Origin of the sequence: Chryseobacterium sp. JM1 (genome assembly GCF_000737715.1) — a bacterium.
Lineage (GTDB): Bacteria > Bacteroidota > Bacteroidia > Flavobacteriales > Weeksellaceae > Chryseobacterium.
On the sequence record NZ_JPRN01000002.1, the window covers coordinates 283984 to 297316 of the forward strand.

Genomic DNA, 13333 nt, shown 5'->3' on the forward strand with positions numbered 1-13333 from the left:
GCTCTTTATCCTCTGTACATAAAAAAAACCTGCCAATAAATTGACAGGTTTTATATGGTTTGTTGAGTAAGCAAATATTATTCTGCTGTAGCTTCTTCTGCTGCCGGAGCTGCACCTTCTTCAGTTGCAACTTCTTCATCTTCATCATCTTCTACTGCTGCACCACCTTTCATTGCATTTCTAGACATCTTAACAGCTACTACAACTGCATTGTCAGGGTGTACAAAAGAATATCCTTCAGCTTTGATTCCTCCTACATAAAGTTTGTTACCAATTCTTAATGGAGTTACATCTACAACGATCTCGTCCGGTAAGTTAGCAGGAATAGCTTTCACTTTTAATTTTCTGAAAGACTGACGTAAAACACCACCAGCCACAACACCTTTAGAACGTCCGGTAATTCTTACAGGAACTTCCATAACTACTGGCTTATCGTCAGATAATTGGTAGAAGTCTGCGTGTAAAATTTTGTCCGTAATTGGGTGGAACTGAATATCCTGAAGAACCGCTGGAATTGTTTTTCCGTCTAGTTCAATAGATACCGTGTGTGCTTCAGGAGTATATACTAAACCTTTGAACGCTCTTTCTTCTGCAGAGAAGTTCAATGGTGTTTCACCTCCATAAACAACACAAGGAACTAATTCAGCATCACGTAAAGCTTTTGTAGACTTTTTGCCCACGCTTTCTCTTTTTGTACCTTGAATTGTAATAGATTTCATTTTATAAAAAATTTAAAAATTTGTTCAGTTTAATTTTGCAACCCGCTAAAAATCAATTAGATAATAAACTTACTACTGATTGATTGATGCTCATGAACCATCTTCATAACGTCCGCAAATAATGGGGCGCAAGATAGCACTTTTATTTTAGATGACAAATTATTTTTAACAGGAATTGAGTCAGTTACAATAACTTCCAGCAATTTAGAGTTCTCAATATTCTCGTATGCTTTTCCGGAAAGTACTCCGTGAGTAGCCATCGCTCTTACTGATTTCGCTCCTTTTTCCACTAAAATATCTGCAGCTTTGCAAAGTGTTCCCGCTGTATCGATCATGTCATCGATAAGGATTACATTTTTCCCTTCTACATCTCCGATAAGGAACATCTCTTCTACCACATTTGCTTTTTTTCTTTCTTTGTACGCAATTACTACTTCAGCCCCTAGGTGACCTGCATAGTTTTTCGCTCTTTTCGCACCTCCCATATCCGGAGAAGCGATGGTAAGATTATCCAGGTTTAATGCTCTAATATAATCTACGAAAATACTAGAAGCATAAAGGTGATCTACCGGAATTTCAAAGAATCCCTGAATCTGATCTGCGTGAAGATCCATCGTCATGATTCTTGTTGCTCCAGCTGCTGTCAATAGATTAGCAACCAGTTTTGCACCTATCGGAGCTCTTGGCTTGTCTTTTCTGTCCTGTCTTGCAAGTCCGAAATAAGGGATTACAACAGTAATGCTTTTTGCGGAAGCTCTTTTCGCTGCATCAATCATCAATAGAAGTTCTAAAAGATTGTCTGCTGGCGGGAAGGTAGATCCGATTAGGAAAACTCTTCCTCCTCTTACAGATTCATCCAGAACAGGCTCGAATTCCCCGTCGCTGAACTCCTGAAAGTTGATTTTTCCTAACTCTTTCCCATAATGTTGGGCAATTTTTTCTGCCAAGTCCTTACTGGTTCTTGTACAAAATAGATAACTTAACTGATCGGCCATTTTTACTTTTTAAAGATTTGCAAATTTAAAAAAAAACCACAAGAATTACTCTTGTGGTTTCTAAGTTTTTATTTTCCTGTATGATTACGGGAATTTCACTCCTGAATATTTATTAGGATCTACCTGTGGTAACGTAGATTTATACTTCGCGTTGATCGATTTGATAAATTCATTCGCAATCACTGCGTAGCCTCTTCCTGTAAGGTGAACCCCATCAAGAGAGAAAGCTCCTCCGGTTACAAATTTAGCCGTATACTTTACCCCATCGAAGGTAATTCCAGACTTTCCATTAAGCTCAATCATTTTAGCATTACCGTCTACAAAAGCCAGTCCATAAGAATCAGCCAGTGATTTGATAGATGCATTGTAAGCATCTACTGCCGTCTTCACATAAGAAGCTTCTGTTTTTGTTAATACATGCTGATTTTGCAGTGGATAAGAAATTCCATACACATTCACAGGTGCCGGTGCTCCTGGCGCAACAGTTCCAATTAAAGAACTTGTTGTAAGAAGGACATAATCATCTGCTGTAGCCTGTCTCGCCTGTCCGAAGATTAGCCCAAACGCCGCTGCTGTAGGCGCTCCTAAAGAAGGAGTCAAAGCAGCAGTAAGCTGTGCCCCCAGATCCGTAAGTGCAACATCCTTGATTAAAACAGGGTTGGAAGAAGTAGAAGAAAGTAAATTAATTCTGTCTCCAGCTCCGAAAGCCGTAAGCGCCTGCTTCAATGGCCCGTATAAACTTGCGTTAAGTGTCGCTAAATTCGCTCCTAATGTTGTAGGTGTTAAAGGATTGTAAGGAACTGTTGTAAAGAAAGGAATAGAAGTAACGTAAGGAATATTTCCAATCACTCCTTTTGTGGTTCCTACACTTTTAAGACCATCCAGCACACCTTTAATAGATCCTGCTACAAGATTAGGATCAGAAATATCGTTTGATTTATAAGTTAATGGATTTACATTTCCAGTCTGAACTACCGCCGGCGTATAAGTCGTAACGGTTCCTACAGTCTGAGAATTCGTTCCTCCGTTCGTAGCATAAGATAATACATCATTATTTCCAATCCAAAGAGAGAAGAATGTTGGTTTTTGAGCTTTGGCATCCTCTAAAACAGAAGTTCCTGCAGAAGAAGCAAATCTCACAAAATATGGATTGGCAGCTCCTAAAGGAACATTAGCCAAACTTCCGTAACCTGGCGCGACCAAGTGGAAAGACTTCGCTCCCGGAACCCCCATATTCTGGTAAGGTCTGCCGGCGCTCACATCATCCAACGCCGCAGCAGGGCTGCTTGGAACCGGACTTAAACTTCCGCTGGAAGTCACCGTAAGATTCAGTTTACCAGGAAAACCTGGCAGTCCAATAAATCCACCTACATCATTAGGCATCAAAGGTTGCTTAAATGCACCACCGCCAGCCAGTTTCATCTGCATAGCGATGATACTTGGATAGGATTCATTTTGTCCACTGCTGTAAAGTGCTCCATCTCTGTAACCGGAAGTTAAAGAGTTCCCCAAAGCAACATAATTGGAAAAGTTGGCTTCTCCGCTTGTCACCTGGATATCTTTTACATCAGTATCAAAATCATTCTCACAGCTTGTTGTCAAAAGAAGTGCGGAAACGGCAAGTGTTGATATTATAATTTTTTTCATAGTCTTTCAATTAAAAAGGGTTGTACGATAAACCTAAACCAAAGTAGAATGCCTGAGCTTTTGCCTGTCCGTTAAATCCAATGGCTGCATTTCTTACATCTCTGGCTTGAGGCAGTGCATATCCACCTGCTAAATCCACTCCAAACTGCTTCAATTTAAACCCAACACCTCCTGTAATTACATAGGTATTGAATGAAGGAGTTTCCGGAATAAAGTGATCATCCGTATAGGGAGACTCATCATAATAAGCACCCAAACGTCCGAAGATCATATCTGTGAATGCATACTGAGTACCCAATCTGAATGTTTTGGAATTTCTGAAGTTTTTAGGAGCAACCAATACGGTAGGATCTGGCTGATTCCCTACTGGGGCATTAGCAAAATCTAAAGTAAGTTTGCTGTATCTCTCCCATCCATGGTAGTTAAAGTCAGCTGAAATCAACCATTTTGGGGTCACTTTATACGTTAAACCAATTGTATATTCTTCTACCAAAGGAAGTGTTGCTGTAAATTTATCCTGTCCTGTACTTGGATCAAGACCTAACAGAGGATAAATAGCTGCTGAAGGGAACTGGAACGTAGCGGTTCCTTTTTTCGCCTTCATATCTATAGGGGAACGGTAAGCGATACTTACATCTAATTTTGGATCTGGTCTGAAATAGAAACCGAATCCATACCCGCTTCCGCTGGCTTTTTCGTCTTTAATGTTCAACTCGCCGCCAAACTGTGTTACGGCTTTGTCCCAGTCTACTTTACCTTTAGCATAAATATAACTTGCCCCAAAAGACACCCAAGGAGCCAGTTTTACAGAGACCATCGGTTGGAAATAGAAACTTTTCAGTTCCAGCTTCTGCACCAGTTCTCTTCCTTCCCAGTCGCTTGGCCACTCAATCGTACTTCCGAAAGGGGTACTGAAACTGAAACCAACGGAAAGGTTCTCTATAGGTCTATAAGCCACTGCAGCATATAACGGAGTCCCTATAGGATTATCTGTGGATGTACTCTGTAGTGTATTCAAGTTTTGAAAAGTAACTTTATTACTTGCACCAAACCCTCCTGCCACTATACTCAGTTTAGAAGGAATGAATGACATACCCGCTGGGTTAAAGAATGCCACACTTGCATCTTCGGCATGAGCACTAGTATGCGCCATTGCCAATTGTTTCACTCCCTGCAGAGATACCCTGAAGCCTCCTGCGTAAGATAAAACACCCGCCAATAAAGCAGTTGATACTAATATTTTTTTCATAGACTGTTATTATATAACCCAAATATAAAATTATTTTGAATACGCCTGTTAATATTTCTTAATATTTTAAACAATATCTTAAAAGAAAATTATGTTTAAAATAGCACTTTAGAAATACATTCACTTAAACACATACTGCATAGTAACTTATCAAGTTTTTATGGATCGCATATTTTTCACGTTTAATGTTAAACAATAGCGATATTGAATATTTAAGTATTTTAGAATTGCATAAAGATAAATTTACATAAATTTGCAAGATTATAAAAAATAGTTATATGAGTTGTGGATGCAAAACATCCGGCGATTCTGCCCATTCTTGCGGACCCAAGAAAACCGCGAATGGTTGTGAAAGTGTAAATACCTGTGGTAATAGTTATAAATTAAGTGTTTTCGATTGGCTTTCTAACATCAACAACCCCGCATCGAACAGGTGCGACCTTGTGGAAGTTAGATTTAAAAATGACAGAAAATCGTTTTATAGAAATGTAAATAATATTCCTTTACATATAGGTAGCGTAGTAACAGTAGAATCGAGTCCCGGACACGATGTAGGCGTTGTAAGCCTCACCGGAGAATTAGTAAAGATTCAGATGAAAAAGAAAAAATTTCCTGAAGAATCGATACTCAAAATATACAGACAGGCCAACCAGAAGGACCTTGAGGTCTGGCAGGAAGCCAGAAAAAAAGAAGACGGCGTAAAACTGGAAGCCAGAAAGATCGCCCATAGAATAGGTCTTGAAATGAAAGTTACTGATGTAGAATATCAGGGAGACTCTTCAAAGATCACATTTTATTATACGGCTGATAACCGGGTGGATTTCAGACAGTTGATCAAAGAATACGCTGGTGCTTTCAGAACAAAAATCGATATGAAGCAGATCGGTTTCAGACAGGAAGCCGCAAAAGTTGGAGGTATCGGATCATGTGGAAGAGAACTTTGCTGTTCAACATGGCTGACCGATTTCAGATCTGTGAATACCAATGTCGCCAGATATCAGCAACTGAGCATTAACCCGCAAAAACTTGCAGGACAGTGTGGTAAATTGAAATGTTGTCTTAATTACGAACTGGACAGCTACCTTGATGCATTAAGCCACTTCCCTTCTTCATCCACCACGCTGGACACGGAAAAAGGAAGAGCATTCTGTATCAAAATTGACGTTTTCAAAAAGAAAATGTGGTTTGCTTATGTAGACAGCTCAATGGCCTGGTATGACTTTGACATTGATCTTGTTAAGAAATTAATCGCAAAAAATAAGAAAGGCGAAAGAACCCCTCCTCTGGAAGATCTGAAACAACCTGATATTCCGGTTCAAAGCATTGACCTGATCCAGGAAAACAACGTGGACAGATTCGAAAAGAAAAACAGAGGAAACAATAGGAACAGAAACCAAAACAGGCCGAACAATAACGGACAAAACCAGGGAGCACAGCAGGGACAAAGCCAGGGACCTAAGAAAAACAGACCGGAAAGGACTGAAAGAACAGAGAGACCTGACAGACCGGAAAGAGCTGAAAATCCTAATGCTAATGCCAACTCCGGAAATCAGCCAAGGCCACAACAGAAACCGCAGCCCAAACCGCAACAGCCAAAAGCACAGGTAGAAAAGACAGATGCTCCTTCTGATCCTGAGAAAAAACAGCAGAACCCGAACAAGAAAAATTTTAAAAAGAAATATCCTCCAAAAAAAGATAAAAATGCGTAAAATTTTAGGATTATTACCTCTTATCCTTTTCTTTAGCTGCCAATCTTCCTCGGAAGAAAACGTCATCATGAATTCCGTTAACAACAAATGGAATAAGAAAAGTGAGCAAAAATTTAATCTTGAAGTTTCAGATCCGCAGAATCCTAAAAATATTATATTTGTCGTAAGAAATAACAATACGTATCCTTACAGCAATATAAGATTTATTGTAAACTTCACCAATCTGCAGAACAAAAAGAAGGAAACAGACACCCTGAATTACGTTCTGGCAAAACCAAACGGCGAATGGCTTGGTACAGGTTTTGGTGATACGAAGGAAGCATTATTTCAGTATAAATTGAACTATAAATTTCCGGGAAAGGGCAAGTATGAAATCAGCCTGACACAGGCGATGAGGAATGACAACCTTCCGGGAATTGAAGATGTTGGAGTAAAACTAGAAACGGCTAAACCGTAACCATCAATGGAAGACAACAGAAAAAACGCAGGAAATAAGGGAAAAACCTTCCCTCTTCCTCCCAAAAAGAACAAAAATACCTCTTGGAAAAGATGGGTTAAATTTATTTGGATTGGACTCATTGCGGTCGTTTTAGGTATTTCAGGACTTTTCTTTGCCGTTTCCCAGGGCTTTCTTGGAGAAATGCCGGATGTAAAAGAACTGGAAAACCCTGATATCTATGTGGCTTCTGAAATCATTTCATCAGACGGAGTTTTGCTTGGAAAATTTGAGAAAGAAAAAACGCAGCCCATCACTTATAAACAGCTTCCGCCTTATCTTATCTATGCTTTGCAGGCAAAGGAAGATGAGCGTTTCAAAGAGCACTCAGGAATTGATTTAAAGTCTATTCTGAGAGCTGTACGATACGGAGGTGACAGAGGTGGAGGTTCTACCATCACACAGCAGTTAGCTAAGTTATTATTTACCAAAGAGCCTTCTAAAAACCCGATCAAAAGGGTGATCCAAAAATTAAAGGAATGGTCTGTTGCGGTAAGTTTAGAGAAACGATATACCAAAGAAGAAATCATTACGCTTTATTTCAATAAGTTCGACTTTACCTATAATGCGAATGGTATTGAAATGGCTTCCAAGATTTATTTTAATAAAACCACTTCAGAACTTACGCTTCCGGAAACAGCAGTTTTTGTAGCAATGTTAGAAGCTCCGATTGCCAATAACCCTATGAGAAATCCTGAACGTGCGAAGCGCAGAAGGGATGTTGTTTTACAGCAAATGTTTGAAACTGGGTATATCGATCAGGCGACTTATGACAAAGCAGTAGGTACACCCGTTGAGACAGATTATCACCCAATTAAAAACATTAGTGATGACTACTCTGCTTATTATAAGTTTTATTTAAGAAAAGAAATCGACAAATATCTTGAAGGTTATGAAAAAGAAACCGGCAAGAAACTTAATCTTTACAAAGACGGTTTAAAAATATATGTGACTCTTGATTCAAAAATGCAGAAGTATGCAGAAGAGGCGATCAAGGAGCACTTAACAGACCTTCAAAAAAGATTTGACGCAGAACAGAGAGGCAGAAAAAACAGACCTTTCTACTACCTTACAGATAAGCAGGTAACGAGTGTGATGAGTCAGGCCATGAAGAGAACCGGCCGTTACAAGCAACTGAAAGCCGCAGGAGTTCCTGAAGATTCTATTTTAATGGAATTCCATAAACCCATCAAAACTTCCCGTTTTACGTGGAGTGGAGAGGAAGAGGTGGAAATGTCACCTTGGGATTCTATCAGATACCACAAACAGATTGCACAGGCAGGCTTAATGTCTATGGTTCCTGGAAGTGGAGAGATCAAAGCGTGGGTAGGTGGTATAGACTGGCAGCATTTCCAGTATGACCACATCAAACAGGGGAAAAGACAGGTAGGATCTACCTTCAAACCTTTCGTTTATGCTACTGCGATTATGAAACTGGGTATGACTCCATGTTCAACGGTTTCTAACGGGACTTACGACCACAAAGGATGGCATGTTCCGGGAAGAGGCGGAATGCTGACGTTAAAAGATGCATTGGCTCACTCTCAAAACCCCGTAGCGGCACGTCTTATTGAAATGACAGGTGTAGATGCTGTTATCCAGACGGCAAGAGATCTGGGAGTAACAGAAGATATTCCAAGAAACAATACCATTGCCTTAGGCTCATCAGATATCACCATCTATGAAATGCTGGGTGCCTACAGTACTTTCGCCAACTACGGAAACTACAACAAACCGGAGATGATCTGGAGAATTGAAGATGCCAACGGAAGGGTAATTAAGGAAGTGAATGTAGAGCCGAAAGAAGTCATGAACCCAATGTATGCATACACCATGATCGAACTGATGAAAGGTGTTGCCCAATACGGTACGGCTTCCGGAGAACTGGGAAGAAGAGGAATTTCAAAAGGTGTTGAGATTGCTGCTAAAACAGGTACGACACAGAACAACTCTGACGGTTGGTTTATGGGAATCACTCCAAAACTGGCAACAGGAGCCTGGGTAGGATGGGAAGACAGAGCAACTCACTTCTTTGGAACCGGTGAAGGTCAGGGTGCGAAAATGGCATTGCCGATCTGGGCGATCTTTATGAAGAAAGTCTGGGCAGACAAGTCACTGGGAATTACCCCTGATGATAAGTTTATCAGACCATCAGACTGGAAAGACGGATGTTCAAACCTGAAAGGCCTCGGTGAAGGATATGGAGACGACGGAGGACTTCAGACTATTGATGAGATCAAAAATCCAAGACCTGCAGATCCAACTCCAAAAAACAACACAGACAAGAAAGAGGAAAACATCAATGACAATCTTCACTCCACTGATGAGGTAGATTTCAATAAATAAATTCTCTTTTAGAAATACACAAGACCTTTCAATTATTTGGAAGGTCTTTTCTTTTATAATTAATACCTTTGATCTATGAATATTGAACAGATCAAACAACCTTTCACCGATATATTTCCAGGGGATCTTTCTGACAACACAATGCAGAGAAACACTCCAAAAGTTTTATTTGCCGCTGTAAAACCAGCAGGTTTTGACGGACCGAAACTTATTGCTTTTAATCAAGCCCTATCGGAAGAAATAGGCCTTGGATTATACGAAGAAAAAGATCTGGATTTTCTCGTTGGAAACAATCTTCCCGAAAATATAAAAACCTACGCCACCGCTTATGCAGGGCACCAGTTTGGAAACTGGGCGGGACAGCTTGGAGACGGAAGAGCAATCCTTGCGGGAGAAATCATCAATAAAGAAGGAAAAAAGACAGAAATTCAATGGAAAGGAGCCGGTGCCACTCCATATTCAAGACATGCAGACGGAAGAGCCGTACTGAGATCTTCCGTACGCGAATACCTGATGAGTGAGGCGATGTATCATCTTGGAGTTCCGACAACAAGAGCATTAAGTCTGGCCTTTACCGGAGAAGATGTGGTAAGAGATATGATGTACAATGGAAATCCACAACTGGAAAAAGGAGCTGTAGTCGTAAGAACTGCTGAAAGTTTTCTGCGTTTCGGACATTTTGAACTGATGTCTGCACAAAGAGAATATGATACCCTGCAGGATCTCGTTGATTTTACCATTGATCATTATTATCCGGAAATCAAAGCAGAGGGTATTCAGAAATACAAAGAGTTTTTTGAAAATATATGCACCAGAACCGCAGACCTTATGACGGAATGGTTCCGCGTAGGATTTGTTCATGGGGTAATGAATACAGATAATATGTCTGTTTTAGGCTTGACGATAGATTATGGTCCTTACTCAATGATGGATGAATATGATCTTAATTTCACTCCAAATACGACGGATCTTCCGGGAAGAAGGTATGCTTTTGGAAAACAGGGTCAGATTTCACAGTGGAATCTTTGGCAACTGGCCAACTCCCTTCATCCGTTAATTAAAGATGAAAAGTTTCTGGAGGATACTTTAAATCATTACGGAACTTATTTCTGGAAAGCTCACGATCAGATGCTTTGCAAAAAATTCGGTTTCGACGAACTCAGAGAGAGCGATGAGGAATTTTTCACTAACTGGCAGGGGCTAATGCAGGAGCTTCAGCTGGACTACACGTTATTCTTCAATAAGCTTGAAAAACTAAGTCCTGAAAGTGATATGAAATCTCTTTTTGAAAAAGTATCCTATGTTGTTTTATCTGATCAGAGAGTCAGAAAACTGGAAGATTTCGCTAAAAAATATGAAGCAAGACTTTCATCAAATACCATTTCAAGGGAAGAATCATTATCTCTGATGAAACATTCAAATCCAAAATTCACCCTTAGAAATTATCTTCTTTACGAATGCATTGAGGAAATCAATAACGGAAGCACGGAAATGCTTGAAAAACTGACGAAGGCTTTAGAAAATCCTTACGAAGAATTGTATCCGGAATATTCTGCAAAAAGGCCATCTGCCTACGATGACACTACCGGATGTTCTACGCTTTCATGCAGTTCATAATACATAAAACTCAGTATTTGTGTTATTTAGATAAATTATTTTCATTGTATTGACGTTTTTTTTATTATTTTTAGAAAAAATATCCTTATGAAAAGAATTCTATTTTCAATTACAGCATTATTCATCAGCGGAGCTGCTTTCTCCCAATATTGGAGTACTCAAAACTCAGCATTTGCAACCGCTTCAAGAGGAATCAGTGGTATGGAAGTCTATGATGCCAATACTGTTTGGGCTTTTGCTTACAATGGAGTAACGACTACGGCCAACGTTCAGGAGTTTACAAAAACATCTAACGGAGGAACAACCTGGACAGCAGGAAGTATTAATGTCGGCAATTCCGCTTTAAAAATCACCAACATCTCAGGTGTAAGTGCCACAACGGCATGGGTGGGAGCTTTTGACAATACAAACGGATTAGGAGGTGTATGGAAAACTTCAGATGGAGGGGCTACATGGACTAACCAACATATGCTAACCACCGCAGGACAGTCCTGGACCAACTACGTGCATTTTTTTGATGCCAACAATGGTATTATCGGAGGTGACCCGGAGAGTGGTGAGTTTGAAATTTACACAACCGCCAACGGAGGAACGACATGGACCAGAGTTCCGGGAGCCAACATTCCCGATCCTTTGACAGATGAATATGGATACAATGGCGGATATTATTCTGTAGGTAACAATATATTCTTCTATACAGGAAAAGGAAGAATTTATAAGTCAACAGATAAAGGTTTAACATGGACCGTATTAGCCACCAACTCTATCATAAGTGACTTTGGAGGTACTGCCGTAAGCGGAGATATGGCATGGAGTGATGCAAACACGGGAATAATCGTTAGAAAAACGTTCACAGGTACAACACCTACTAGTCTACAGTTACACAGAACAACAGACGGAGGAGCTACATGGTCACAAGTTACCTTCACCGGAATTACTGCGGCCAATAATATCAGCGACATCACTTATGTCCCGGGCACCAGTATTTTGGTAGCAACAAGCTCATCAAACACAAGTGGAGGATCCTGGAAAAGCAACAACGGAACCACATGGACTGCTATAGACGGCGTACAGCATTTAAGCGTAAAATGTTTCAACACCAGCACCTGTTATTCGGGAGGATTCAACACCTCTGCCACTGTAGGAGGAATGTTTAAGTCTACACAGGTCCTTGCAACGTCTGAGGCTACAAAAACAGCAAAACAGATAGCAGTTTATCCTAATCCTACAAAAGGGGAAATCAATATCAAAACAGATCAAAAAATAAAAATGACATCTGTCATAGATATGTCCGGAAAAACAGTGATTACAACAGATTCAGGAAAAGCCGATCTATCTTCACTCCCAAAAGGAACCTATATGGTTAAGGCAGAACTTAACAACGGTACATCTGTAACTGAAAAAGTGATCAAACAATAACGATCCTATTTTAAAGCATATTTAAAACTCACCTCCTTCGGTGAGTTTTTTTTATTTTAAAAATAGAAATTAAGAGACACTTGGCTAATTTATAAACATTCCGAACACTCCTATTCTACAAAGATATCTTCACTTTACAATACAGACTGTATGTTCTACACCCACCTACAATTATTACCTTATAAATTGCAACAATTAATCGTTTTTATTAAATTTTATATATTATATTATTATTTTTCACTAATTTTAGAAAAAAATATTATCATGAAGAAAACTCTCTTTTCTCTAGGTTTATTGCTTGCAATAACAACCTCTAATGCACAGGCAATTCTATCGGAAAACTTTGAAGGCGCAACGTTTCCTTCTGCAGGATGGACAAGAACACAAACAGTAACCAGCAGACCTTGGCAGCTTACTAGCGCATTTCCTACAAGTACCTCCGGATTCCTTATTTCAGGGACAAAATCTGCTGGGGTAGATTATATCAACCAGACTAACAACGCTGCGCTCATCAGCCCTGCGTTTTCACTTGCAGGTACAACAACACCTGTCTTAAAATTCAAGGTAAAAGTAGGCTGGAATTACATGATCGGCCAAAATCTTGGAAATCTTGTGGCTCAAATTTCAACAGATGGGGGCACAGCCTGGACTACTCTTTGGGATGAAGATACAGAAGCTGGATTTACAGATGACGGCGACGGTAATCAGGCAACAGACCTTTACAACACCGTATCCGTACAGAAAGCGCTTACCGCATATGCTGGACAAACTAACGTTAAAATCAGATTTCAGTACATCGCTAATGATGCAGATGCCATTTCTGTAGATGACATCCAGGTTTTGGCAAGTGCGACTTTAGGCACACAGGAAGCTTCTTCTAAAGCTAAAGACGCGGTAGCTCTTTATCCTAACCCTACGAAAGGAGAAATCAATATCAAAACTGCTCAAAAGATTAAATCCACAACAGTTTTTGACATGACAGGTAAATCCCTGCTTCAGAACGATACTGAAAAAGCGGACATTTCTTCACTTCCAAAAGGAACTTATTTAGTGAAAATCAGTTTTGCTGACGGAAGCACTTCAACAAGAAAAGTGATCAAGCACTAATCAACATCATCATAAAGATTAAAACTCAC

At 39.9% G+C, this 13333-nt stretch carries 10 protein-coding genes; 6 read left to right on the plus strand and 4 right to left on the minus strand.

Going from position 1 to position 13333, the window contains the following annotated elements:
• Window positions 1-77: 77 nt before the first annotated feature.
• From IW22_RS03475 to IW22_RS03490, 4 genes are all read right to left on the minus strand, one after another.
• On the minus strand, window positions 78-719 hold the full coding sequence (locus IW22_RS03475) for a 50S ribosomal protein L25/general stress protein Ctc (RefSeq protein ID WP_034724170.1): 642 nt from the start codon (window positions 717-719) through the stop codon (window positions 78-80).
• Between the two features lie 56 nt (window positions 720-775).
• Window positions 776-1714 (minus strand): ribose-phosphate pyrophosphokinase, encoded by a 939-nt coding sequence (locus IW22_RS03480; RefSeq protein WP_034724171.1) that lies wholly within the window; start codon window positions 1712-1714, stop codon window positions 776-778.
• Window positions 1715-1798: 84 nt separating this feature from the next.
• Window positions 1799-3361 carry a lipase gene (locus tag IW22_RS03485; RefSeq protein ID WP_034724172.1) on the minus strand — a complete coding sequence of 521 codons (1563 nt, stop codon included), beginning with the start codon at window positions 3359-3361 and terminating at the stop codon, window positions 1799-1801.
• Window positions 3362-3371: 10 nt separating this feature from the next.
• Window positions 3372-4610: an OmpP1/FadL family transporter gene (locus tag IW22_RS03490; protein ID WP_034724174.1), complete on the minus strand. Its 1239-nt coding sequence runs from the start codon at window positions 4608-4610 to the stop codon at window positions 3372-3374.
• Window positions 4611-4888: 278 nt separating this feature from the next.
• Here IW22_RS03490 and IW22_RS03495 point away from each other — a divergent pair, with 278 nt between their 5' ends.
• The 6 genes from IW22_RS03495 (at window position 4889) to IW22_RS03520 (ending at window position 13304) form a co-directional block, all read left to right on the plus strand.
• On the plus strand, window positions 4889-6319 hold the full coding sequence (locus IW22_RS03495) for a stage 0 sporulation family protein (protein WP_034724175.1): 1431 nt from the start codon (window positions 4889-4891) through the stop codon (window positions 6317-6319).
• The gene (locus IW22_RS03500; RefSeq protein WP_034724176.1) at window positions 6312-6776 is read left to right on the plus strand and encodes a gliding motility lipoprotein GldH; all 465 of its coding nucleotides are present in this window, start codon (window positions 6312-6314) and stop codon (window positions 6774-6776) included. Before IW22_RS03495 ends, IW22_RS03500 begins: the two co-directional genes overlap by 8 nt.
• 6 nt (window positions 6777-6782) lie before the next feature.
• Entirely contained in the window at window positions 6783-9161 is a 2379-nt protein-coding gene (locus IW22_RS03505; RefSeq protein ID WP_034724178.1) for a penicillin-binding protein 1A, read from the plus strand.
• A 75-nt stretch (window positions 9162-9236) separates the two neighbouring features.
• Window positions 9237-10778 (plus strand): protein adenylyltransferase SelO, encoded by a 1542-nt coding sequence (locus IW22_RS03510; protein ID WP_034724179.1) that lies wholly within the window; start codon window positions 9237-9239, stop codon window positions 10776-10778.
• 87 nt (window positions 10779-10865) lie between these two features.
• On the plus strand, window positions 10866-12197 hold the full coding sequence (locus IW22_RS03515; protein ID WP_034724180.1) for a T9SS type A sorting domain-containing protein: 1332 nt from the start codon (window positions 10866-10868) through the stop codon (window positions 12195-12197).
• A gap of 264 nt (window positions 12198-12461) precedes the next feature.
• Window positions 12462-13304 carry a T9SS type A sorting domain-containing protein gene (locus tag IW22_RS03520; RefSeq protein ID WP_034724182.1) on the plus strand — a complete coding sequence of 281 codons (843 nt, stop codon included), beginning with the start codon at window positions 12462-12464 and terminating at the stop codon, window positions 13302-13304.
• Window positions 13305-13333 lie beyond the last annotated feature (29 nt).

Excerpts from the sequence above, each read along its gene's own strand:
- IW22_RS03495 (WP_034724175.1), top strand. The coding sequence starts at position 4,889 with ATGAGTTGTGGATGCAAAACATCCGGCGATTCTGCCCATTCTTGCGGA.
- IW22_RS03520 (WP_034724182.1), top strand. The coding sequence starts at position 12,462 with ATGAAGAAAACTCTCTTTTCTCTAGGTTTATTGCTTGCAATAACAACC.
- IW22_RS03485 (WP_034724172.1), bottom strand. The coding sequence starts at position 3,361 with ATGAAAAAAATTATAATATCAACACTTGCCGTTTCCGCACTTCTTTTG.
- IW22_RS03515 (WP_034724180.1), top strand. The coding sequence starts at position 10,866 with ATGAAAAGAATTCTATTTTCAATTACAGCATTATTCATCAGCGGAGCT.
- IW22_RS03505 (WP_034724178.1), top strand. The coding sequence starts at position 6,783 with ATGGAAGACAACAGAAAAAACGCAGGAAATAAGGGAAAAACCTTCCCT.
- IW22_RS03475 (WP_034724170.1), bottom strand. The coding sequence starts at position 719 with ATGAAATCTATTACAATTCAAGGTACAAAAAGAGAAAGCGTGGGCAAA.
- IW22_RS03500 (WP_034724176.1), top strand. The coding sequence starts at position 6,312 with ATGCGTAAAATTTTAGGATTATTACCTCTTATCCTTTTCTTTAGCTGC.
- IW22_RS03480 (WP_034724171.1), bottom strand. The coding sequence starts at position 1,714 with ATGGCCGATCAGTTAAGTTATCTATTTTGTACAAGAACCAGTAAGGAC.
- IW22_RS03510 (WP_034724179.1), top strand. The coding sequence starts at position 9,237 with ATGAATATTGAACAGATCAAACAACCTTTCACCGATATATTTCCAGGG.
- IW22_RS03490 (WP_034724174.1), bottom strand. The coding sequence starts at position 4,610 with ATGAAAAAAATATTAGTATCAACTGCTTTATTGGCGGGTGTTTTATCT.